This is a genomic window from Bradyrhizobium sp. Tv2a-2 (assembly GCF_000472425.1).
GTDB lineage: Bacteria > Pseudomonadota > Alphaproteobacteria > Rhizobiales > Xanthobacteraceae > Bradyrhizobium.
The window spans coordinates 1-23712 of record NZ_AXAI01000039.1 but is presented as its reverse complement, the minus strand read 5'-3'; the positions used below and the strand labels follow the sequence as shown (position 1 = coordinate 23712).

The 23712-nt window shown below is 59.9% G+C and carries 14 protein-coding genes and 3 pseudogenes; 10 read left to right on the top strand and 7 right to left on the bottom strand.

Features of this window, described 5'->3' with window-relative positions; genetic code table 11:
• Window positions 1–1373 precede the first annotated feature (1373 nt).
• The gene (locus tag A3AI_RS48455) at window positions 1374–1610 is read right to left on the bottom strand and encodes a hypothetical protein (RefSeq protein WP_024520676.1); all 237 of its coding nucleotides are present in this window, start codon (window positions 1608–1610) and stop codon (window positions 1374–1376) included.
• 1455 nt (window positions 1611–3065) lie between these two features.
• The gene (locus A3AI_RS0138925; protein WP_024520674.1) at window positions 3066–4733 is read right to left on the bottom strand and encodes a methyl-accepting chemotaxis protein; all 1668 of its coding nucleotides are present in this window, start codon (window positions 4731–4733) and stop codon (window positions 3066–3068) included.
• Between the two features lie 870 nt (window positions 4734–5603).
• On the opposite strand from A3AI_RS0138925, the gene A3AI_RS0138920 reads away from it, so the two are divergent.
• The gene (locus A3AI_RS0138920; RefSeq protein ID WP_024520673.1) at window positions 5604–5801 is read left to right on the top strand and encodes a hypothetical protein; all 198 of its coding nucleotides are present in this window, start codon (window positions 5604–5606) and stop codon (window positions 5799–5801) included.
• 302 nt (window positions 5802–6103) lie between these two features.
• Window positions 6104–6727 carry a ComEC/Rec2 family competence protein gene (locus A3AI_RS44485; protein ID WP_036051351.1) on the top strand — a complete coding sequence of 208 codons (624 nt, stop codon included), beginning with the start codon at window positions 6104–6106 and terminating at the stop codon, window positions 6725–6727.
• Between the two features lie 252 nt (window positions 6728–6979).
• Here the strand turns inward: A3AI_RS44485 and A3AI_RS0138910 are convergent, their stop codons facing one another.
• From A3AI_RS0138910 to A3AI_RS44480, 3 genes are all read right to left on the bottom strand, one after another.
• Window positions 6980–7246, bottom strand: a complete 267-nt coding sequence (locus A3AI_RS0138910; protein WP_036051349.1) for a hypothetical protein — start codon at window positions 7244–7246, stop codon at window positions 6980–6982.
• A 212-nt stretch (window positions 7247–7458) separates the two neighbouring features.
• Window positions 7459–7665: a cold-shock protein gene (locus A3AI_RS0138905; protein WP_024520671.1), complete on the bottom strand. Its 207-nt coding sequence runs from the start codon at window positions 7663–7665 to the stop codon at window positions 7459–7461.
• A gap of 337 nt (window positions 7666–8002) precedes the next feature.
• The gene (locus A3AI_RS44480; RefSeq protein WP_024520670.1) at window positions 8003–8185 is read right to left on the bottom strand and encodes a hypothetical protein; all 183 of its coding nucleotides are present in this window, start codon (window positions 8183–8185) and stop codon (window positions 8003–8005) included.
• A 2186-nt stretch (window positions 8186–10371) separates the two neighbouring features.
• Between A3AI_RS44480 and A3AI_RS44475 the strand changes: the two are divergent.
• From A3AI_RS44475 to A3AI_RS0138855, 6 genes and pseudogenes are all read left to right on the top strand, one after another.
• Window positions 10372–12035, top strand: a pseudogene (locus A3AI_RS44475) (methyl-accepting chemotaxis protein).
• Window positions 12036–12781: 746 nt separating this feature from the next.
• On the top strand, window positions 12782–13744 hold the full coding sequence (locus A3AI_RS0138880) for an ArdC family protein (protein WP_024520669.1): 963 nt from the start codon (window positions 12782–12784) through the stop codon (window positions 13742–13744).
• A 120-nt stretch (window positions 13745–13864) separates the two neighbouring features.
• Window positions 13865–14585: pseudogene (locus A3AI_RS46880) on the top strand (DNA-binding protein); the annotation flags it as partial.
• Window positions 14586–14772: 187 nt separating this feature from the next.
• Window positions 14773–17226: pseudogene (locus A3AI_RS0138865) on the top strand (strawberry notch-like NTP hydrolase domain-containing protein); the annotation flags it as partial.
• A gap of 215 nt (window positions 17227–17441) precedes the next feature.
• The gene (locus A3AI_RS0138860; protein ID WP_024520665.1) at window positions 17442–18503 is read left to right on the top strand and encodes a DUF7146 domain-containing protein; all 1062 of its coding nucleotides are present in this window, start codon (window positions 17442–17444) and stop codon (window positions 18501–18503) included.
• 335 nt (window positions 18504–18838) lie between these two features.
• Window positions 18839–19762: a DUF2493 domain-containing protein gene (locus tag A3AI_RS0138855; RefSeq protein ID WP_024520664.1), complete on the top strand. Its 924-nt coding sequence runs from the start codon at window positions 18839–18841 to the stop codon at window positions 19760–19762.
• 176 nt (window positions 19763–19938) lie between these two features.
• On the opposite strand, the gene A3AI_RS48450 is transcribed toward A3AI_RS0138855, so the two are convergent.
• Window positions 19939–20094, bottom strand: a complete 156-nt coding sequence (locus tag A3AI_RS48450) for a hypothetical protein (protein WP_156928142.1) — start codon at window positions 20092–20094, stop codon at window positions 19939–19941.
• Between the two features lie 1994 nt (window positions 20095–22088).
• Between A3AI_RS48450 and A3AI_RS48445 the strand changes: the two genes are divergently transcribed.
• Window positions 22089–22400, top strand: coding sequence for a hypothetical protein (locus A3AI_RS48445; protein ID WP_156928141.1), 312 nt, complete (start codon window positions 22089–22091; stop codon window positions 22398–22400).
• A gap of 533 nt (window positions 22401–22933) precedes the next feature.
• Window positions 22934–23254 (top strand): DUF736 domain-containing protein, encoded by a 321-nt coding sequence (locus tag A3AI_RS0138840; RefSeq protein ID WP_024520661.1) that lies wholly within the window; start codon window positions 22934–22936, stop codon window positions 23252–23254.
• 66 nt (window positions 23255–23320) lie between these two features.
• Here the strand turns inward: A3AI_RS0138840 and A3AI_RS44465 are convergent, their stop codons facing one another.
• Window positions 23321–23614 (bottom strand): helix-turn-helix domain-containing protein, encoded by a 294-nt coding sequence (locus tag A3AI_RS44465; protein WP_024520660.1) that lies wholly within the window; start codon window positions 23612–23614, stop codon window positions 23321–23323.
• Window positions 23615–23712: the final 98 nt, after the last annotated feature.

Below are 23712 nucleotides of genomic sequence, written 5' to 3'. Positions count from 1 at the left end.
CGCACCTGAAGCGCGCCTCATCGGATTTCGAGTCCTCGCCGGACGTGCAGATACCAAAAAAGTTGAGCGTCCGAATGAGACATCGATGGGTGCCCAGACACGGTCGAAATAGATCGGAGCCCTGGTGTGCGCATCGACGGCCGAGGTACAGCCGTGCGGCCATGCGACCAATCTCATCCGCCACAAGATTCTCTATTTGGAGGGCGGGGCTGTGCGGCTCAAGAGGCTGATGACATATGCACTCAGCGCAAGCAGAATGGCGGTGCTGAGGACCAAAGCGGCGATGAAAAGCTTTCCCGGTCTGCCTAAACGCTCTTCAAGCAAGGAAGTTGCTCCCCACGATGCCCGTTGCTCAAGCGCGTTCGGGCCAGATAGGAGAAGCCCTCTCGTCGGCTTCGCGGCGGGCGGTTCGTCTATCGAGCCGACCCTGCTGCTATCCTAGTCAGCTATCGGGCAGGACGGGCTCTGACCGGCGAGAGGATCAACCCACATATGGGCGCCTCTACTGTCCCTGCCCGTCGGTATGGTCGAGACGAGCACGGCGGTTCCGAGCAATGTGTAACGACAGCTTGCGCTCAATGCTGGGCGGCTCCTCTTCTCCATGGTGAGGGGCGCTGCGGCGCGGCCGCGGCGCCGACCAAGGGACGACGGTTCCGGTCCAACACCGAGTCGCTGTGCACCCGCTTGACAACCCACAAGAAATAAACTGAGGCGGGAATGCCCATCAGGTCCAACAACAGCATCAGAAGATGGTTAGTCAATTCCGACCCGCTCGTGCCGTGGGCAACTGCATTGGAGGCGATTTAGTCGGGGTGCACAGCGGTCAAATGTCTCCGTTGGTTCGTCCGCGCCGCTTCGATCCGACTCACACCTCTCCCGGTTTGCGGCGATAGCCGACGTAGCAGCGAACATGATGAATCGCCAGTCGGCATCCGCCGATTAGGCAGCGCAGCCAAGGAGAACAGCTATTCGGTCGACACGTCCTGGCGTCTTCCCTACAGCTTTCGGTAAAGAACTAATCGCAAATCATCAAATGGCTAAAAAGACAAGATTGCCCCAGTGAAGGCTGCCCGCGCTCCAGTCAAGCCGGCAAAGGGTGGCATGGTGGTGGTGGGGACCCGCCGTCCATGCGACCAGAAGACCCAGATGCGCTCATAGCGCTCCGATGCCCAGCGTCGAAGCCACGATGCTCTCGCCTCTACCGAAAGTGGGGCAAAGCCAACCGGTCGGCTGATCCGATCGGCGCGCCAGACCTCGCCGGCTCGGTTCTTGCCTAACAGTCTCTGCGCGCACACAGATATTGAGTTGCCAAACTGTGGTCAGGGCGACCGCGCGGCGCTGGCGTCATTGCAACATCCGCTCGGGAGATGCGGTCATTGTTGCCAGGAGCTGATCTTCGAGCTCTCGAATTTTGCACAACAGCTCACCAGGTCGCCGATAGCGTAGCCATAGTGACTGATCACGCCAGCTGTCAGATAGGCGATGGCGGTCGCCGCGTCTGAGGCATCTTCGTCCGTAAGTATCGCGGCCATCCTTTCCGCCAAGAGAATGGCGCGGCCAGAATTGTCACCGGTCGCTTGCGGCGCCGTGTACCGTGTTGATTTTTTCATTGAAACTCATCCTCGAACCGGACAGGTCCAGCAAGACTTGCGGCGCGAGCCCAGTCAACGAAAAAGCACAAAGCCGCATCGGGCCTTCCCCGGAGGACGACGCTCGGTCGCTCCCGCGAACGCGTTGACTGCCGTGAGCGAGCCGGTTGCGCGGTGATGACCTCCGGACAGCTCCACGCGAAAAGCGATTCGTACGTTATGTACAGACATCATGCTTCAATAAATCCCTAATTCGGCTACATACAGCGTGTGTGCGCTACCCGTCTTTGCTGCGCCCTGACAAGGAGTGGCCAACGTAGTCGTCATAGGTTCATTTGCTTAAGTGTGAATTTCTTGCTCGTGTGAGAGCCGCGGCTTGGTTGAACAGCCGGATCGAGGGCGCCGTTCTACCTCCTCGCCATCGGTTTTGTCCGCAGCGGTTCTGTGCGAAGCCGCAAATTGTGCGGGTCTCCCCCCATGGTCAGATCAATGTCTCGCGGTTTGTTGGACACGCCTGCGTCGGAGGCGCACTCACCGGGTGCTCCTGTGACACGACCTCACAGCGTTGCGAAAAAGTCATGAGGGCCTTAAGCGAATGCACTGCAATCGAAGATAACAGGATCCAGCTGGCTGAATTTTGATTTGAATAATCTGTTGCAAAGCAGTTCGGAAGAGCCGTGAACGACCATAAAAGCAGCGATCAGTTTGTTGAGCTCCTGCGGCAGGGCCACCTACGTCGTTCAGCCGATCTGGGTTTGTGGCTCAGGCGCTATTTTGAGGAGCGCGAGGCTGAACGGAGGGACTCGCGATACCTGCCAGTCTCCTCATCAATCTCGTCACCTCGACGCCGCGCATTCTAGTCTCTCATCGTTTTGAACTATCGAACGCCAGTCGATGCCCAAACGGCAGCCCCCTGAATCGGGGCCCGCTCGCGCCGAGGTCGTCATCACGCGCCGTAAGTCAATCAGAAAATGACAGCCTTGGATTGACGTTAATCGAAAGAGAAGAAATGCTCGTCTCCGATCCAGACGAATGCCGAAAGCCGGTCCGGCGCGTCCGCTGACGCGGACCGGGCTCTATGGGCTGCGCTCGCCGAGCCTTCGTCTCGGCCATCCGGGTGACGTTCCCATCGCGCAAGAGCCATTTGAGTTCCTCATCCAGGGCCCTCGGTCGCGCGCCGGCTACGCCCTTGATATCTCCGGCGCGTCGTCTGCGCTCCCCTCCACTGGACATAAGCCGCTTGACTTGAGGCGATGCGCGGTCGGCGCGCGCCCCGCCTGCGGGATCAGCGATCTGACCAATTGCCAGCCGCGTCGAAGGTAAAGCCCCGCCTGCCGTCAATATCGACGTTGTCGTCACTGGAACCAACGCGTGCTGCACCAGGCGATGACACGGCTATCAGGGCCTGAACGGCCGGCACTTCGAACTGCGAGGCGGCGGCCGTCGGGAAAGCAGGCGCCCGTTGTGGCGTGGCAATTAGGCGAGGGCGGCCGCTGCACGTTGCATGTTTGTCGACATGTCGGCTGTAACTGCATTCTGCTCGTCAACCGCCGCCGCGGTGCTCGCGACGTATTCGTGCACATGAGTGATAGCTGTCCTGATAGCAGAGAGCGCGTTTACGACCTCGCTGGACACCCCATTGAGCGCATCGATTTCAGTCGCAATCTTGTCAGTCGCGTGCTTAGCTTGGCTGGCCAAGCTCTTGACTTCTGAGGCAACCACGGCAAATCCCCTGCCTGCTTCGCCCGCGCGCGCAGATTCAATGGTTGCGTTGAGCGCCAGCAGGTTGATCTGGCCCGTGATGTTGCCGATCAGTTCGACAATTCCGCCCATCGCTTCCGTTGCAGCGGCAAGCCTCTGCGCCTGGGCGTCTGCGGCTTCCACCTTCATGACTGCCGTATTTGCCGTCTCCCGTGATTTCACCATTGTCTCGGCGATCTCTCGAATCGATGCCGTCATCTCCTCACTGCCTGCGGCGACCGATTCGATCAGCCCCTTCGCCTCTTCAGCTTTCATCCTGGCCATCGCTTTTTCCGTCACATCGGTCGCGTACTTTACGACCTTGAACGCTTTGCCGTTAAAATCCAGGATGGGATTGTAAGAGGCTTCGATCCAGATCTCGCGCCCGCCCTTTGCGACGCGTTTGAATTCACCCGACTGATATTCGCCGCGATTGAGATTTTTCCAGAAATTGGCGTAGGCAAGGGAAGCGCGGTCCTCGGCAGGGACGAACATGCTGTGATGCTTCCCCTGCACATCGACCAGGCCATAGCCCATTGCCTTGAGAAAGTTGTGGTTGGCCCAGCCAATCGTCCCATCCATCCGAAACTCGATGACGGCCTGCGACTTCTTGATTGCGTCGATTTGTCCGGTGGTGTCCGCGGAGACCAGCTTCTGCTCGGTGATGTCGGATGCGAGCTTTACGACTTTGAACGGCCGACCCGTTTCATGTCGAACCGGATTGTACGATGCAAGGATCCACACCTCTTTCCCGTTCTTGCCGATGCGCTTGTACTCGCCAGACAAGAATTCTCCGCGGTTGAGCTGTTCCCAAGCTTTCCTATAATCCGCGCTCTCACGAAAGGATGGATCGACGAACATTCGGTGATGTTTGCCTTTGAGCTCGTCCAGCGCATACCCCATCATCTTCAGGAAGTTTTCGTTCGCTGTGATGATTGTGCCATCCAAATTGAACTCGATTACGGCTTGGGCCCGCTCGATCGCGGCTACCTTCCCGGCATCTTCCATCGCCTTGAATTTCAGAGCGCTGATGTCGGTCGCGAACTTGACGACCTTGATCGGCCGTCCATGGCAGTTGAGAATTGGATTATAGGAGGCTTGAATCCAAACGATCCTGCCGCCCTTCCCAATCCGCCTGTACAGCGCCGCCTGACGTTCTCCGCGATTAAGCTTGGCCCAGAAATCGCGATAACTGACAGTGTCGCGTTCGTTCGGCGGCACAAAGATGCTGTGATGTCGGCCCCGAATGTCCTCGATCGTATAGCCCATGGCCTTGAGGAAATTGTCGTTGGCGGTGCTGATGGTGCCGTCGATCTCAAACTCGATCACGCCCTGGGACTTGTCGATGGCAGAAGCCATCGCCGTCGCGCGTGAGAATTCAGCGTTCCTGTTCCAGCCAAACATCTTCCCGATACTCCCGAGAGTCCCAATGAATCAAAACGTGAAATGGCTCGTCACCTTGAACTGGTGCTTCGGACGGCCGCCGCTTTCAATTTGAAAAGTAATTCCGGTTGCTAAACTTATCGCTAATCGCAGAGCGCGATTCTGGCTGCGCGGCAGCTAGCGCCGTAAAAACTTAGTACGTTTCGTACTAACGCGAATTGAAATCAGATGGCGTCTCCATTGCGGAGATACTCTTTGAGTAAGCGCACGAACGAATGCAGCCGCGATTTCATTGAACATGAATCGAAAGACATTGCGCGGCAATCGAAAGCCGTGAATGCGTGCCCGGACCTGCGACTTGGTGGTCGAAACGAGTTGGTATGCAGGAATGCAAAAGTGGATCGTCTCACTGTTCGTGATAGTTAGGCGGACGCGGCAGTGCCACAGACCAGGGAGCGAATCGGTCAGGTGCCTACGGCCAAATTCATTGGAGTTCCTGACCGGCGAAGAGAAAGACCGCCTCGACGGTCGGAGCTCCTGCGCGGTCATGATTCGATCTGGTTCGTCAATATCGCTTTGGTCGGAAGGGGACGGACGAAGGGGCTGATCGCTTGAACTCAACGCACTCCCAGCCTGGTTCCATTTTCCCGCGTTTGCTAACCGCCGCATCGCGGCTTTGTCGATGGAGGGATTCCACGCAGATCACCTATCTCGCGAACTTCGCCGAAGCCAACAGGCTACGCAATTGAATCTGGGAAGCACTCAAAAGGTTCGATAGTCCAGAACCGGCGTGGCGTGAGAATCCACAGACCGTCGTGGTATCGCTGGCGCGGCTCGAGCGACTCAAGGTAAGAAAGCGCATCCATCAGGCCCAAGCGACAAGGAAAAGAGATGGTTGCTGCTGCCCGCGAACTGCCCGGTTTGGACTATGCCCTCGAAATTGATGGTCGATTGAAGACCGAATTCGCGACCAGAGACGGGGCAAAGGCGGGGGCGGAGGAGCTTAAGAAGCGCTTTCCTATGCTTCAGGTCAGAATTTACGATGCAAAGACGAACAGTCGGGAAGAGATAAAGGTTGCGGGAACCTGACCTTGGTGGCTTGCGAGAGGGCGTGAGCATCTCTGCACCAGACTGTTGGCTTCGCTTGGCGCGCACAACTCGAAGAAAATGGATATTCGGCGCATGCTCGCGGAGTTCTGATTTGCGCGCGCTTGCTCGAAACTCCCGGCGAGACCCCAGAACCACGGTCTGGAGCTCACGCTCTCAACGCGGCTGTCGCCCCGCGGTCCCTGCTGCCGAGTTCGCTCGTCGACGCTTGCACAGTGTTGCCAACATCGGCGACAAGCCCCGCAATATCGGCGATCCTTAAAAGCGTCCCTCACCCGGCTTCCGTGCTGGTTAGGGACGTCGGTCAAGCAAATTTCATTTCGCTATGCGACCACGGCGGCCGCGCCGTTCTGCATTTCGACGTCGGTTTTCCGATCTCCTTCAATCGTCATACGTTTCCTTCGCGATTTGATATCGATAACAACGAGGGGCCTCCAATCATCCTCTCACACTGGGATTGGGGTCATCTCCACGCGGCTTTCCACCACCCCCCTCTCCTTGAGTGTCGCTGGATTGTCCCCGACCAGCGGCTGGGGCCGGGTGCTGCGCAACTGGCGAGAATACTGGCACAACGAGGAAACCTGTTCGTGCACCCCAAAAACGCGAAAGTCCGCTTTGCTTTTGGCGAGTTGCTACAAAGCGGCGGCCCTGCCGCCGACCTCAACGATAGCGGTCTGACACTGTTTGTTTCGCTTGTTAGCGGACGGTCCGTCCTGCTGCTCGGAGACACGGACTACACCCACGTTATGCTCGGTAACGCGAAGCGAGTTGATCATCTCTTCGCCACCCATCACGGCGCGCACTTTGATGCAAAGGCGGCAATGATACCAACGCCGAATAAGGGGGGCCTGGTGATTTCTTACGGATATCGCAACATTTATCGACATCCACCCGGAAGCGTTGATTAAGCACGCGAAGTCGGGTTGGGTGACATATGTGGCAACGGCCGGCCGAAAAGGTATTGCAAATCGTGGCGATCGTATTCTGACGTGACAGGAGCAATTCGCGACTGAAGCATTACGGCAACGGGCCCGCCGCCGCCTGATGGTTCATCGATTCTCTACAAAATCTGACCGGTGTCGGCCAAGACACATGTGATCTGGTCGGCTCGTCGAACGGCAAGCGGTAAGGTTCTCGCTTCGTCGCCGATCTGCTTACGCTTACCTGCGGGCTTCGCGCTCAGCCGCCGAGACGACGCCTCTCTGCGCAGGAGGACATTGCCTGTCGCCTCTCTTGCGCAAGCGCGCGTACCGTATCCGCCAATTTAGAAAGTGCAAAATGACGCCTGCGAGCAGCAGCGGAGCAAGTGCAATCCCGATCATGTAGACCGTCAGCCATTTGGGCGTGACCGCATCAATGATCATGGACACCAACAACCAGAGCGTCACCGCAACCAAGCTGAAATCGAGCGGATGCCTCATGGTCATTCGGCGAGCCAAGCCCGCGCCTCCTGGATTCGGCTGACCCGCGCAATGTCGACGGCTGAGGCGGTAACCGATCTTCAACCGTTTCGCGCTATCGAAAGTGTGACGCGGATTTGTAACGCGTTCCGCGTCACCCGATATATCGAACCCGCCGGCATAACTCACCCGGCGGGTTTGTTTCGGCCGCCCATGTGGGGCCTCGATCGCTTTTAGGGTCAGACCCTTAGATTTTCCGCGCTATTTTTGCCTCGCTTCCGATCGACCTGGACTTCGTAAGAAATCTTCTGTCCCTCAGCCAAGCCCGAGAGGCCGGCGCGTTCTACTGCGCTGATATGCACGAAAATGTCCTGGCCGCCGTCATCGGGTTGAATGAAACCGAATCCTTTTTGGCCGTTAAACCACTTAACTGTACCCGTCGCCATAAAATCGCTCCCTCTGGTGCCAATACACCAGCGGATTAGCACATTTACCCTTCTTGTACACTCTGGCGAGCTTCGGTCCCACCTTCGGTCGTCACCCACGACGCGAGCCCTATCCGTCATCGTCCTCTTTTGATTGACGAGCCGGTCCCGCTAGAAGTCTGTAGCGAGGCACCGAGGCCGAGTTCCAGCTCTCGACGATGGCTGCGCATAAACGGAATTCAAAAGCTTCGATCTCGCGCCGCTGAGCACGTGCTCCGTTTGATCATGGACGGCACCGCACTGAAATTTGCGAAGCGCCACAAATGGATAATGCGCCAGCAATCAAAAGCGACCACTTCTATCTAGCTCGTTTTTTCCGCTTTGCCTTGGCGACTTGATTGCCGGCTGAGATTTCGGTCTGAACCTCGTGCGCTTCTCTGGCCAGACGTAGTTCGCGCAGTCGGGCCATGTTTTCGCGAACGGCCGTCGCCTTTTTCTCAGCCTCCTGCAGCACGTCATCGGGGCGCTGGGGAACCGTCAACCGCTCTCGGTTCGTTCGGGCAGATCGATCGGCCGAAGAACCAGCTTCTAAATTTTTAGACGCCACCGGACAGACTCCATCTATAACTAACCACTCCAAAGCTCCCGCAGGTTCCTGGACACGCTGCCAGTCTCGAAAAAATACGCAGCCGGGCTCGAAATGTCGCTGTCCCGGCGGCTTCTGTTTCAAGCTGGGACCCTGAAATTCCCACAACCCAACTTAAGCAATGGCCATGCCAGCCGGTTGAGCCGCCAAAACGAGATATCAACCCGACCAGCGATATCGTGATGCCTGTCGCGAGCGCGGAAGGCGCCAAGTCCCACGTCACCCCTACATCTGCGGCGACTTACCGATGCCCATCGTGATCATCGGTCCTGCCAACCAGACAGACTGAATCACCGATATCTCTGCATCGCAACAGCCACCTTTTGGATCGGCCAACAGCCGACATGCATACAGGGCTTAGGCTGGGCTGCGTGGTCGGGACCGCGCAAGGAGGCGCGTTCTTTCGGGGCGTACAACGAAGCATCGAGGCCTCGGAAGCGCGCTGCGACTATTGCTCACCGGCGGAGCTGCGCTGCGGTCGGCGGATGCATCCAGACGGCACAGCGCAATGTGCTGCAAGCCGCTCAGCTGTACCCGGATCGCTGCCTCGGCGCGCCGTCGGGAACGGCGAGCCGAGCTCAAGCGGACTGCGAGCGCGAGTCCCCCAGGGCGGGACCGCCGCCCTTCGACGGCGGCCCCTAACCGCACAGGTACGGATGGCTGATGTCGACCAATCCTTGTGCGGCTGCTATTTCTCGTAGCGGCAGGCACAGCGAGCGCAACGCAATCCGTGTGTTAAGGTGACTGATGAAGGTTACCGGCGCTCGTGGGCGATCTGATCGGATGCCACCTGGTCATCGTAGAATGTGCGGCGCCATGAGATCAAATATGTCCATTTTGCCGAGATCAACCATAACGCTCCGGAGAGGCGAATTTTTGTCCCAAATGATACGGTGCTTGCCGATTGCTAAACGACAGCCGCTCCAGCAGATCGATGAACGGTTCGGCGCTGCCGACAGAAACCATCCCTGGATGAGCGCGCCGAAAGGTTGAACAGCCAGATGCGCGGGTTCCTTCTTCGCACGAAACGAAACAAGCTAACCTCGTAGGGTTGGCCCACTCCCTCTAGCGCGCTCAGCGAACGCGGGTATCACGCGTCAGTTCCTTGCGCGATCGGGTGGCCGTTCAAAGGCGGTAATGGTGATGGTCATCGTGAGGCTCCTACTTGGCCAAGATTCATCGGCCGCGGTGCAGGCAAGTTGTCGAAGCAAGCTCACCGGGAGTGAAGACGATCTCGTCCCGTGTCATGGTCCTCGATGCGGAGCCAATGGAGGTAGTGCAAGCTTTCGTCCAGGCTTCGTCTTCCTCATGGACACATGTAGCTCATCCACGAGCCGCCTACTTTTCCGAAAATGGCCGTGTCGGCCCTTTGAAGCAACGATCTTGCTCGTGCTCGATGGAAAGTTGGTCATCCGGCATGTTGCGCCCCGCTTCCATGCAGGCGGAGCGCTATCAGTGGGATCGAAGGCTAAACTCTCACTTCGACCCGATCCCGACGTTTGTCGCTTGGCGAGACGGTAGACTACGAAGGCCAGAATCTTCCAAATAGCAAACAGCCGCCGGTGCGAATGAGCAGCCGACGTAACATAACACCTTCGGGCCCGCAAATTTACGGATGCTTCCCTTAACGGCTGTCAAACAAACTCGGTGCAGAGTGGCGCAAAGGAATCATCCTGGTTGCCTGTCGTTGGATCGATCTCTGGGATCGGCCTTCCCCTCGCAGGCCCAATTGAGCAGCTAACTCCCGACACAACTCGCAGGAAACTGCTTGCGACCAACAATCTGACATGGACTGTGGCGCGTCCATGGCGCGTGGAGAAACTCGGAATGAACAATCCGTATCAGTTTCCGGCGAGTGCGAGACCTCGCGGCCAGTTGCGGCTGTCCAGGACATCCGCGAGGCGTCATTCTGGTTGCAGATGGCCACTGGGAGATCCGGTTGCTCACGGGTCATGTGCCTTGCGCTTCCACCAGGCAACAACTCTTGCAACCGTCCGCCTCCATCAGATGATCGAGACGCTGCGAGACAAGCTGAGCCACCTCTAAAATTCCGATCAATCAAGAGTCGATGGAGATAATCGATCTTCGCCCGCAAACCTGATCACGGTTCGCTGACCCTCTTGGCCGCAAAATCCATCGACGCGAACGTGATGGTGGCGGACGATCGGCTGAACATCGTCTACATGAACGACGCGGTTACAGCCCTGCTGGGCGAAGCCGAGGCCGATCTGAAGAAGGAACTACGGCAGTTCGATGTCGCGACGCTCATCGGTACCAACATTGACGTCTTTCACAGAAGTCCGAGCCATCAGCGGCGCCTGCTACAGAGCCTCTCGTCGCGCCACCGGGCGACCATCAAAATTGGCACGCGCACATTCGACCTCGTGGCGACGCCGCTAAAGCATGCAAATGGCAAGCGCGCAGGTGTAGTGGTCGAATGGGCGGACGCGTCGGTTCGCCTGCAGAACCTTGACTACGCCGCGCAGGCTGCTGCCGCCAACCGCTCGCAGGCGATCGTCGAATTCAACCTCGACGGGACGATCATCACCGCCAATGATAACTTTCTGAAGGCGCTCGGCTACACATTGGCCGAGATCCAGGGCAAGCACCACAGTATGTTCGTCGAACCGGCGTTTCAAGATAGTCCTGCCTACCGCGAGTTCTGGGCTTCGCTCAATCGCGGCGACTTCCAAGCGGCCGAATACAAGCGCGTCGGCAAGGGCGCAAAGGAAGTTTGGATCCAAGCATCCTACAACCCCATCTTCGACGACAAGGGCAAGCCGTTCAAGGTTGTGAAATTCGCAACCGACGTGACCGGCGAGAAGCTACGGAATGCCGACCTCGCCGGGCAGATCGAGGCGATCGGCAAGTCTCAGGCCGTCATCGAATTCGACATGGACGGCACGATCATCAAGGCGAACGACAAGTTTCTTTCGGCGCTCGGTTATTCCTTGAGCGAAATCCGGGGCAGGCACCACAGCATGTTCGTTGATCCGTCCGAGCGAGACGGTGCGGAATATCGCGCCTTCTGGGACAGCCTTAACAAGGGCCACTACCAGGCGGCCGAATACAAACGCATCGGCAAAAGCGGCAAGGAAGTCTATATCCAAGCCTCCTCGATCTGAACGGTAAGCCGTTCAAGGTCGTGAAATACGCGGCCGACGTGACGAAGCAAGTCCTGGTGCGCATAGGTAACGAACGCGTTCGTGGCATGATGGAATCTGTTGCCGCCGGTGCCGAGGAGCTCAATGCATCGGTGCGCGAAATCTCTGAGGCGATGACGAAGTCGAGGGAAACGGCGGCGGGAGCGGTCGAGCGCGTCGCCACCGCTGTTAGTCAGGCGCAGCGCCTGACTAACGCCGCCCGGTCGATGAGCGGCATCGTCGAGATGATCAACAACATCACCGGCCAGATCAATCTGCTTGCGCTCAACGCCACGATCGAATCAGCGCGCGCCGGGGAAGCTGGCCGAGGGTTTGCCGTCGTCGCTTCCGAGGTCAAGAGCCTTGCCAATCAGGCCAAACAGGCGACGGACAAGATCGGGGAGGAGATCGGAAGCCTCAACGCGATCTCGGCCGATGTTGCCGGTGCGCTGACTGCGATCAAACAGGCAATTACCAACGTGAGCGAATATGTGACCTCAACGGCTGCGGCCGTCGAAGAACAGTCCACGGTCACCAACGAGATGTCGACGAGCATGCAACGAGCGGCAGCAGAAGCGGCCAAGATGGCGGCCGGCTCCTAGCGGAACTAACGGGCAGGATGGTCGATCGCCTGCGCCGGTGTCCTCGCTTGCTATCGCTCTGGCCCTCAATAAGCAATTTGAGTCGCGATTCAATAGCCAGGCTGAGCTTCCGAGGAGAAGAAGTATGCGCTCTTGGCGGCCGTTTCGACGGTCACGCTCTAATCGCAGGCATACGCCTGCGACCGGAGCCGCGAAGCATCTCCGCCCGTTTGGGTAGGATCGTTGCGGCTTACTTCTTCTGCCTGGTTCGCGGAGAAGGCCAAAAATGCCTCGCTCCATGATGGGACCTGCGAGGCGCCCGTCTTGTTGGGCCACGAGGACAGAAACTGCTGAGCCTGGCGGGTCTCAATACACGGTCTGAAAGCCACTCTCAACGAGTGCGCCGTAGAGCCATTTAGACAAGAGAGAAGGCTCAATGCCCATCAGTGTGATCTGCTCTCGCCACGGTCAGTGCTTTGATGAGTGCAATCGGCTCGCTCTTCCGCTTTTGCGTTCCCTTACCGGCGACCTGTCTGCTTCAACGACACAAATTGAAGTGGTTTTGAGCGAAACATCCTGTCCGACGACCACTGCGCATTTTGCGCCTCCTTTGCTGGAGCGAAGCAGCCCCAGACCAAGGCAGCGAAGGCGGGAATCGGATTACCCCAGCTCGCGCAAAAGATTGAGAGTGAGAGTGCTGTCCGGGTTTGCCGTGACGGGTTGCAGGCTGCGAGAAAGGCTCGCAGCGCCCGTCGCGGAGATCCGCGATGTCAAAACACCACTTTCGGGCGGGTACCGGTCAGAGCCGGGCGAGCCTCTATGACGAAATTACCGACAAGATCATCGCCGAGCTTGAGGCAGGCCGCGTCCCCTGGGTTCAGCCCTGGGGCACGGCCGCGGCAAAGGCGCCGCTGGCCATGCCTAAAAATGCATCCTCGGGCCGGTTCTATGCCGGGATCAACGTCCTTATTCTCTGGGGGGCCATCATCGAGCGCGGCTATGCGGGACAAAGCTGGCTCACCTTCCGTCAGGCCCTCTCTCTTGGCGGCCACGTCCGCAAGGGCGAACGCGGCACGACGGTGGTCTACGCCGACCGTTTCGTGCCGAACGATGAAAAACGACGTGCCGCAGAGGTCGGCGAGGAGGCACAGGCGATTCCGTTCCTCAAACGCTTTACCGTATTTAACAGCGACCAGTGCGAGGATCTGCCGCCTGAGATCGCCACCACCGCGCCGCCGCCACCACCTGGCATGATAGAGCCCAAAGTCGAAGCTCTGATCAAGGCTACCCGGATCACGTTTCGCATTGGAGGCGATCGCGCATTTTATGCGCCTGTCGAAGACTATGTGCAGGTCCCGCCACCGCAAGCCTATTTCGAGCCCATCAACTGGCACCGCACCGCGCTCCATGAGCTCGGTCATGCGACGGGTCATCGCTCGCGCCTCAACCGCGACCAGAGTGGATCCTACGGCACCAAGAAATACGCCTTCGAGGAATTGGTGGCGGAACTCACCGCCGCGTTCGGCTGCGCATCGCTCGGCATCGTGCCGACGGTGCGCCATGCCGACTATATCGGCTCCTGGCTCGAAGTCATGCGCGAAGACAATCGCGCCATCGTGCGTGCTGCTTCGCAAGCGAGCAAGGCCGCGGACTATCTGCTCGGCTTCGGTCCCGAAATAGATCAGGGCGCCGTGGTCGAGACAGTTGAGGGCGATCAAGAAGCGTCATGATGCGTGACCTTCCGCGCCTGGGAAGAGTGAGAGGAGGGGGCGCTTTTCGCGACGGGTTGGAAGCCAAGAGAGAGTCTCCTGGCGGCCCGTCGTGGAGAGGGCGCTGCGGGATGCGCTGGCCCCGCGATCACCTTCCAGGCTGTGCTGCACAACTTCGTGCTGAGAACCCTTTACCGGTTTGCATCCTCAGGAAGCTGCCTGGAGATCGCCCTTCACACGCCCAACTTTCCCGCCCAGGCTCCCGGCCTGAAGGAGAGTGCGTCGGCCAAGGCCATCGACGCGCGGCACGAGGCATGGAAGGAACGGCTGCCAGAGAACGAGGCGCATCTTTGGGATGTGCTGACGGCGTTTGATGGCACCACTCAGTCGTCGCTGTTCGCGCACTGCGCGTCATCCGCCGTCAATGCCCTCTTTGAGCCGGCCAACCGATACAATTAGGGCCGCGTTTCCGACCACGGCGTTCGGATCCGTCTTGATCAAGCCGACGTGCTGGCGCGTGCCCGTCGGCCTCGACATGGTCCAGGCCGGCTGGCGACCGACAGTCGACAACTATCTCGGCCGCGTCACCAAGTCCCGCATCCTCGAAGCGGTTCGTGAGGGCGAGGGCGAGTCCTCGGCCGGACTGATCGACCATCTGAAGAAGGGCGTCATGGCCAAGGAGGCCGAGCGTCTTCTCGACGGTTCCGGCTGGTTGCCGGAACCGCTGCGTCTAGTCGACGCTGCGCCGGCGCCCGCGCAGCAGGATGGCGAAGCCGGACCGTTGCCCGAATTCCTCTCCGATGACGAGGAGCAGGCTGTCGCGGCCGACGACGACCGGCCACGCTGTGAGGCTGCTGAATAAGATCGTCTCGCGGCACGGCGCCAGCCGTCCTGCGTTCGTCGTGGGGGCCGGCGTGCAGCGCCGGCCCCAATTTTCTTGGCGAAGCATGAGAGGAAGAGTCGGGCCGGGAAGGGTTTGAGCCGCCGCGGAGTTGAGGAGAGCGCCGGGCGGTTCAGCCCATTCCCGCTCTCCCGAGAAAGTCCCTCCCATGACCGAATCTCTCGTCGTCGGCGCCAGCGCCGCGCCGCTTTCCATGCGTGCCACTGCAGTCGTCGCGTCCGCGATCGTCAGGGCTGCGCGACAGCTCGTAACCGACCTCGAGCGGAGCCGTCGCATCGAAGCGGCTGTCCTGCGCAACGCCATGGAGGCAGCCTTTGGCGCCTCCGATACCAGTGGCGCCTGGAACTGGAAGACCGCCTATGACGCCTGCGAGGCGGCAACTGTCCTATTCCTACGACGCTATGGCGCCGCCATGCGTGTGAAGGCGACATTGCCGGCGGCCGTGCTGCCGATGCGGATCACGAGCCTCCTTCCGAGCCACACACGCCGGTCCGAGGAGAGCGAAACCCTCCAGCAGTTCTCCACGCCGATGGGGCTTTCGTTTGTCGCAAGTCAGGCGGCGACGATCACGCCAGCAGACGTCGTGCTTGAACCCTCGGCCGGCACCGGCCTCCTTGCCATCCTCGCCGAGTTCGCCGGCGGCTCCCTCATCCTCAACGAGATCGCAGAGACCCGAGCGGGTATTCTTGCGCAGCTCTTTCCCGGCGTTTCCACAGCCCGGTTTGATGCCGCTCACCTCAACGACCACCTCGATGCCGGCTGCCTACCGAGCGTCGTGCTGATGAACACTCCGTTCTCGGCCGCAGTTCATGTCGAACGAAAGATGGCAGATGCCGCGTTACGGCACATCGGATCCGCCCTGGCCCGTCTTCCGGAAGGTGGACGGCTGGTCACCGTCACCGGCGCAAACCTCGCACCCGACAACCCGGCATGGACAGACTCCTTCAAGCGGCTGCAGGAGCAGGGCGGTGTCGTATTCTCGGCGGCGATTGACGGCTCCGTCTATGCCAAGCACGGCACCAACATCGACACCCGCCTGACCGTCATCGATCGCGTGCCGGCCGACGACAACGCGTCATTGCCGGAATCTCCCGGCACGGCTCCCGACCTGCCGACTTTGCTCGGCTGGGTCACCGAGCGCGCACCACCACGTCGTCCTGTCGTGGGCACCCCCCGGGCGGCGCTGCCGGCAACTGCCACCCCTTCCACGCCCCGAACAGCCCGCGGCTACGTCGCCCGTCGCCAAATGACGGTGATCACCCCGGCAGTCGACCTCACGGCGACTGAAGTCGCCTACGAGCTGGTCGACTGGACGCCCACCGATGACAGCAAGATCACCGACGCGCTTTATGAGGCCTATGCGCTGCAGTCGATCCGCATTGCGGGCGCGCAATCGCACCCGACCAAGCTCGTGCAGTCGGCCGCGATGGCTTCAGTCGCTCCGCCAAAACCGTCCTATCGGCCGCATCTGCCGGCCAAGATCATAGCGGACGGCGTTCTGTCAGACGCGCAGCTCGAGAGCGTGATCTATGCCGGCGAGGCTCATTCGGAATTTCTTGCGGGATCCTGGACGGTCGATGCGACCTTTGATGTCGTGGCGGCAGCGCGTGACGATGCGGAGAATGCAGTTCGGTTTCGTCGCGGATGGTTCCTGGGCAATGGGACCGGGGCAGGCAAGGGACGGCAGGTCGCAGGTATCCTGGTCGACAACTGGCTGAAAGGTCACCGCCGGGCGGTCTGGATCAGCAAATCCGACAAGCTGATCGAGGATGCGCAGCGCGACTGGTCGGCGCTCGGGATGGAGCGGCTCCTCGTGACGCCGCTTTCACGCTTCCGTCAGTGCACGCCGATCCGGCTCGCGGAAGGCGTCCTGTTTACCACCTACGCTACGCTGCGCACCGACGAGCGCGGAGAGAAGCTTTCAAGGGCGCGGCAGATCGTCGAATGGTTGGACTCCGACTTCGACGGAGTGATCATCTTCGACGAGAGCCACGCCATGCAGAACGCGGTTGGCGGCAAGATCGAGCGGGGTGAACAGGCTGCCTCCCAGCCAGGGCGTGCGGGTCTGAGGCTGCAGCACGCTTTGCCGAATGACCGCGTGGTTTATGTCTCCGCGACCGGCGCCGCCACGGTGCACAATCTCGCCTCAGCCCAGCGGCTCGAACTCTGGGGCTGTGAGGATTTTCCATTTGCCACCCGGGCGGAGTTCGTCGAAGCGATCGAGGAGGGCGGGGTCGCGGCCATGGAGGTGCTGGCGCGCGACCTCAAGGCGCTCGGCCTCTATGCCGTGCGCTCCCTATCGTACGAGGGTGTCGAGTACGAGCTCGTTGAACACCAGCTTACGCCCGAGCAGGTTCGCATCTACGACGCCTATGCCGGCGCGTTCGGCATCATCCATAGCAACCTCGACGCGGCAATGCGGGCCGCCAACATCACCGGCGAGACCGGCACGATGAACGCGCAAGCAAAGTCCGCCGCGCGATCCGCCTTCGAAAGCACCAAGCAGCGCTTCTTCCGTCACCTCCTTACCTCCATGAAAACGCCTTCGCTGATCCGCTCGATTGAACGCGATCTCGATGCCGGCCACGCCGCCGTCATCCAGACTCGCCGCGTCCGGGTCATGAGGGCTTTCCGCATCAAGCTGTCGGGATTCGACGACACGATGCGCGATCGACTGAGCACCTATGGCCTCTTCGGGGAAATGATCTCCTGGAAGCTGCGCATGTTCGTGCCGTCAGATGCGAGCGGCGTCGCCGTCCTGGCAAAGGTGCTGGAGAAATATGCGATCGAGCGCGTCGCCGAGTGGGAGGCCGCCTGATGCCCCGCGACGCCTCCGAACTGGCACACCGCCTCGCGTGCGAGGCCGAGGCGGTGTGCCGACATTACCTGTCTAATGGCAAGCGCGAAGGGCGGTATTGGCTGGTCGGTGACGTCCACAATACCCCAGGCCGCTCGATGTTCGTGCGGCTCCAGCACTCGCCAAAGGGACCCGCCGGCAAGTGGACCGATGCCGCGACCGGTGAGCATGGCGATCTCCTCGACATCATCCGCGAAAGCCTCAGGCTTGGTGACTTTCGCGACGTTGCCGAGGAGGCGAGGCGGTTTCTCAAGCTGCCCCGCCCTGAACCGGAAGCCGTCGTCAGGCCCTCTCGTCCAACAGTAGGGGCCGGATCACAAGGGGCCGCAAGACGCCTGTTTGCGATCTCAGGTCCGATTGAGGGCACCGTCGTTGAGACTTACTTGCAGCGTCGAGGAATAACCCACGTGCACGATGGTGGCAGCCTGCGTTTCCACCCCCGCTGCTACTATCGCCCCGATGAGCACCTGCCGACCGAGACCTGGCCGGCGATGATCGCCTGCGTCACCGACCTCGATGGCAGCATCACCGGCGTGCACCGCACCTGGCTCGATCCGGACAGCTTCGACCGCGTCCGGCTCGGCAAGGCGCCAATCGACACGCCTCGACGAGCGATGGGCGACCTGCTCGGCAATGCGGTGCGTTTCGGTGCAGCGGATGACGACGTGCTTGTGGCCGGCGAAGGCATAGAGACCATGCTGTCACTACGCTATGCACTGCCAACCTTGCCGATGGCAGCTGCGCTTTCCGCCAACCATCTCGCAGTGATGTTGCTGTCGTCGAGCTTGCGTCGGCTCTATATCGCTCGCGACGACGATGCTGCTGGAGACGCCGTACAGGCAACTCTGGCCAACCACGCAGAAGAAGCCGGCATCGAGGCAATCCCGCTGTCACCCCGGCTGGGCGACTTCAACGAGGACCTGCACATCTTCGGCCTCGATGCTCTGCGAGCAGCCTTGCGGCTCCAGCTCGCTCCGGAGGACGTCGATCGCTTCCTTCTCGTCGACCGGTGTCAACCGTGAGCGCGAGTGATCGATGTCGACTGGCCAGTCACGGCGAGCGCAGTGCCGGAGAGGACGCGCCCTTGGCCTTCTAGAGGGCGATCGGACGGCAGGCGGTCCGGGCCGCCAATGGCTGCGTCCGGCTATTTTCCGCCGCGCGCCAACGATAAAGAAACTGTCATAAGTATCTGAAGGCGCGCTTTGCATCGCGAAGCAAAATAGCCGCACCTCAGCCATCCTCCGCTGCGCTTCGGCCCTCCGCGCAGCTCCGGGTTCTGGCCCGGTCCGCCCGCCGTCTGAGCGATCGCCACGAAGGCCGCGACGGGCGCGGCCGATCCGGCAAAGGACTTTACGCCATGACCGACCATGACGACAGCGAACCCTCGCACGCGGCATCGCCGACCGAGCTCGTCCTCGACGAATTGCAGCTCTTTGGCTACCGTCCACTCGACGACCAACTGGATCCGAGACCACTGCCCGAAGGCAAGATGATCGTGGGCGCAGTCGCCGACATCTTCGACGCCCTGGTCGCGACCCTGAACGACACGCGGCTCGAGCCGGACCTCGAGGATCTGCTCTGGTCGACCGTCAACCTGTTCCATCGTGCAGCCGATCGCATCGGTCGCCAGCTGGACGACAACGAACAGGCTCAACGCAAGAGTCAGTGCGAGCAGAACGGCTCGGAGGTGCGATCGGTCGAGCTTGAGCGCCTGACCGCCGAAGGCATCACGTTGACCGAACGCCGCAACTGCCTGGAGCTCTTCCGCGATCAAGCCATCGAACGCTTCGAGCTACACACCGGTTCGCACTGGCGTCCCCGATCGGGATCACTGGTCAATCACCGCACGCTCACCGCAGCAATGATCGACTCCCGCGACTTCATTGCCGCCAAGCGGCGGGCAGAAACCGAGGTCATGTTACCACCAGGACCGAAGATCGTGCTCACCGGAGGACTCGACTTCAACGACCACCGTCTGATCTGGGATCGTCTCGACAAGGTTCACGCCAAACACCCCGACATGGTCCTGATCCATGGCGGCTCGCCAAAGGGCGCCGAACTGATCGCTTCCAAATGGGCGACGACCCGAAAAGTAGTACAGATCGCCTTCAAACCTGACTGGACCAAGCATGCAAAGGCAGCGCCGTTCAAGCGTAACGATGCAATGCTTCAACTTCTGCCCATCGGCGTCATGCACTTCCCGGGCACTGGAATTCAGGACAATCTTGCCGACAAAGCAAAGCGGCTCGGCGTCGCGGTTTGGAAGTTCGGCAGCACGTAAGCCGCTCCCTTCCGGATAACTCCGGCGGAGTTGCCTCGCCGCAACTCCGCCGCGTTTCGATCATATGCCCAAAGTTGCGCCGCGGTGGTGGTGGTAGGCGCGACCGTTAATGCTATGCACACGGAGCCACCACCATGCTTGCCCTTGGGCTTGTCCTCAACACTGCCGGAATTGGCTTATTCTGCTGGCTGGCCTTCACGCTCGCGGTGCACGCCTTGCCGTTTTTTGTCGCGGTCACGGCCGGCATGATGGCGTTTCATGGCGGTGCCGGCCCGGTCGGTGCACCGCTCGTAGCCATCGCCGCCGGCGCGGGAGCGCTCGTGGTCGGCCAAACCTTGCTCGCAATTGCGCGATCTCTGGTCTTACGCGCAGCGATCGCGGCCGCGTTTGCGATCCCGGCCGCTATTGCTGGATATCACGTAGTGTTGGTCATGTCGCAGATAGGAGTGCCGTCGCTCGCTTGGCGTGAGATCTTCGCGTGCCTCGGTGCGGTCCTTATTGGAAGTACGGCATGGACGCGTTCAACCATCTTTGCTGAGCCCCGTTCGAGGCTCGGAATGGAACGGGGCTCTCCTGATGCCGCGACGACGCTTGCTCATCGATAGCTGTCGACGCTCATCCAGAGGAAAGTCCCCGCTGTGGCGATCCAATCCGAACCGCTGACATGCCGCCCGTGATGATCAGAGCTAGCCCCCATACCAGCCTTGGAGCCTTATGCCATTGAAGCGGTCTGCCTCCAGCGCTGATCACGAACAGCTGAATTCTCGCGTTCGCGCATATAATACGATCAGCGGCACGCCAGTGGCGAATTATGCCGCTCTTGCTTCGGGAACGAACTCGTTGCCGTCGTGCCCAGTGGGGCTCGTTGTTTGCTCGCTCGAACAACCGTCAAAGGTGCACAACCTTGATGCCGGGTGAGATTGAAGCACCCTCGACCAGATTTTCGCGAGACACAGCTGTAGCCTGCGCCCTGGTTCGGCATGGCACTTGCTTCTTTGAGAGCACCATCACCAATCTACCTGCCCTGGTGATGTAGGGGCGGACTCGACGCATCCTGGTCCAGCGTCGGAGCCGCCCCGTTTTACTCTGTCCAACCGCGGGAGGCGGTGCGCGTAGGCCGCCCCGTTCAGGAAGCGGGTTTTCGGTAGCTTGATTGGAGCCGAAGTAAGCCCCATTCAAGAGCGAGCTCCCTCGCCCTCAGCACAAGATATGCGATTTGTACATGAGAGACGGACAGCTGACCTCCTCTGCCGAGGGCTAACTGGTCACCGCATTGCCGTGTGACGAACCTCAACGCACCTCCCACCGTGATGCTCGCGCGTGTTCACTCGCGTGCGCCGGCGGGGCATGATGCAGGCAACCGTCGAGGGAGCGCTTGCGACTTTCCGAGCAAAAATGTCGCTCTTGCGACATCTTGGCGAATTGCGGTCATCACGGGTATTTTTCTTGGAAAGCAAGCACAGCAGGCCATAGGCCCTGCGCGCTTACCTGAACCGATCCGCATCCGTTTAGAGAGCGCCAACCTCGCGCATTTCCCCATCTGTCCGACGTCGGCGCCCGCCTGCCCTGCCGCGTCCGCAGTCCATTCCCTTCGCAGCCGGTTATCATGTGCAGGAGCATCAGGCGATTGGCCCGGCATTTGCTGCGTACTTGCGGACGTGGTGCAGAAAAACACTGCTTTGTCCGTAGTCGGGGCTGCCGCACGGATAAATTTCCGCCGCTCGCAGAGCGACAGTGGTGAAAAGCGTCAGAATACCCGAGGGCACTCGGGGTCATCACTGGATGCGGTTCAAGATGAACTTGCGCGGGAGTCCGGCTCTTCCAATCGTCCGGTCCTCTTGTGGCTTATCCGCATCCGTAGGGCGAGCAACAAAGCGAGGTCATGCAGGAGCGGCTTAGGTCACGTGCGATCGCCGAAGGGGTAACTAATGAATTGCATAGACCTTCTTCGTACCAATATTGAGAAAAAGGAGTTGCCAACTTATGTCTCTGGTTATCCGTCGAAGCGGGCGTATAGGGCATTTCAGCAGCCACTTCGCATAGCTGATGTCGTTCAGGAGACAGCCCGTTCAAAGCAAATCAACATCTATATCCATGTTCCATTCTGTCGCTATCGATTCCCGCCGAGAGAGTTGGCATGTGGTCACAAGAAGTCATTCTCGCGTGGAGAGCTGGAGGCAATCTACACGGAAGCCGGCTGGGAGATCATGCGGTCTGATCGCTACATTAAATGGGATGCGCACCCCGGCATCCCAATTCATTCGCATTGTATCGAAGAAGTCGTCGTAAGCCGATTGGAGCGGAAGATCTTCCGCGACTAATAGCGGTGCCGATCAAAGCAGTCGGAACGATTCCTGTCAGCCAGTTTTATGCATTGGAATTGGGAACATCACGCGATGCCGCAATTGAAACGCTGGGTCAACCGTCACCAACCCATGCAATGACAATTGCTCAGAAGACAGTCGGCGGCAACAATCAAGAATCAGTCGTTGACGCCTACGTGCGTGAGGATCTGATCTACGGTGATCGCGGCCTTCAGTTCGTCAACGGGTGGCTTACCGGAAAATACCGATACTTCACGTCTCCGAAACGCTTGAGCATCCGAGAAGGTGATGCCGGATCCCGGAGTTCTCGATAGACGCGTTGGCACCGAAGCGTCTTCGATCTATTTAGCCGTCATCCCAGGTCGACCGAGCTAACGGCAAAGGTGAGGCCTCGGCAATACAGCGGCAGTGGCTGTTCCGGACTAGCTCACCCACACGCGCGCGAGTGCAAAGCAGTTCGATCTCAGTCGTTCTCGGCTGACGCGAGGCGCCGTTTGCCGCAAAATGCTTCTTTGTGTTCGCCGACACGTACGGCCTCTTGTGCAGCAGAACCGAGACCCGCCACTTCCTCTCCTGGAGATTGTGGTTCAGCACTCGGACGCACCTGGCCTCTATGGCTCGATCTGGCCGAAGACCGGCTGCGCCTCGATCGCCTAAGCCGCAACGCCGCCGCTCAAGACTTTCTTCCCCTGGGCTGTCGCCCATTCCTCGCGGTCAAGAAAGTCTCGCTCCGGCGTCCTCCGCTACGCTCCGGCCGGCAGGCGGTGCGGCGCCGATCGTCCTCGGCCCTAGATCGCCATCGAGGCCGCGGTGGTCGCGGGTTCGAAACACAAACAGGAGAAGTGACATGGCTACCATCGGTTCGTTCAAAAAGGTCGGTAACGATTACCAGGGCGAGATTATCACCCTCAGTCTGCAGGCCAAAGGCGTCCGCATCGTCGCAGAAGCCAACCGCGCAAGCGAGAACGCTCCAAGCCACCGCGTCTTCGTCGGTCGAGCCGAGATCGGAGCCGCCTGGCGGAAGCGCTCCGAGGAGGGCCGCGATTATCTCTCGCTCAAACTGGACGACCCCTCGTTCAACGCGCCAATCTACGCCAACCTGTTCGACGATGATGGCGGGGAAGGCTACACCCTGCTCTGGTCGCGCCCGCGGAAGAATGGCGACTGAGCCTCGCTCCGCCAAGCCCCGCCCGAAGCAAATCGGGCGGGGCTCTTTTCTCTGCGCGAAGGCATCTCACCGCGGCGCCTCCGAACGCTTCGGTGCAGGCCGATTCTTATGAGTGTTCCTTCGAGGTCTCGGGCGCCAACTGCGAAATTCTTCGTCGGGTACAACAAGATCGACGTGGCTGACGCCTAACGCGCTTGCGAGTTCGAACAAAGTCACCACGGTGGGATTGCGCCGACCACTCTCCAAACCGCTGATATATTGTTGCGTACGGCCGGAGGCCTCAGAGAACTTCTCCTGCGTGAAGCCCTTTCGCTTCCGCAGCCTTAAGAAGTTCCGGCCCACCAACTTGCGCATATCCATNTGCGCAAGTTGCGTCTTACATAATAGGAGGTTTATCTCCTATAGTATGTATTCTGCGGTTTCTGGCCGGAGCCGGGGCTGCGGCTAAAGGTCGGCTT

Excerpts from the sequence above, each read along its gene's own strand:
- A3AI_RS48455 (WP_024520676.1), bottom strand. The coding sequence starts at position 1,610 with ATGAAAAAATCAACACGGTACACGGCGCCGCAAGCGACCGGTGACAAT.
- A3AI_RS0138925 (WP_024520674.1), bottom strand. The coding sequence starts at position 4,733 with ATGTTTGGCTGGAACAGGAACGCTGAATTCTCACGCGCGACGGCGATG.
- A3AI_RS0138920 (WP_024520673.1), top strand. The coding sequence starts at position 5,604 with ATGGTTGCTGCTGCCCGCGAACTGCCCGGTTTGGACTATGCCCTCGAA.
- A3AI_RS0138910 (WP_036051349.1), bottom strand. The coding sequence starts at position 7,246 with ATGACCATGAGGCATCCGCTCGATTTCAGCTTGGTTGCGGTGACGCTC.
- A3AI_RS0138905 (WP_024520671.1), bottom strand. The coding sequence starts at position 7,665 with ATGGCGACGGGTACAGTTAAGTGGTTTAACGGCCAAAAAGGATTCGGT.
- A3AI_RS0138880 (WP_024520669.1), top strand. The coding sequence starts at position 12,782 with ATGTCAAAACACCACTTTCGGGCGGGTACCGGTCAGAGCCGGGCGAGC.
- A3AI_RS0138860 (WP_024520665.1), top strand. The coding sequence starts at position 17,442 with ATGCCCCGCGACGCCTCCGAACTGGCACACCGCCTCGCGTGCGAGGCC.
- A3AI_RS0138855 (WP_024520664.1), top strand. The coding sequence starts at position 18,839 with ATGACCGACCATGACGACAGCGAACCCTCGCACGCGGCATCGCCGACC.
- A3AI_RS0138840 (WP_024520661.1), top strand. The coding sequence starts at position 22,934 with ATGGCTACCATCGGTTCGTTCAAAAAGGTCGGTAACGATTACCAGGGC.
- A3AI_RS44465 (WP_024520660.1), bottom strand. The coding sequence starts at position 23,614 with ATGGATATGCGCAAGTTGGTGGGCCGGAACTTCTTAAGGCTGCGGAAG.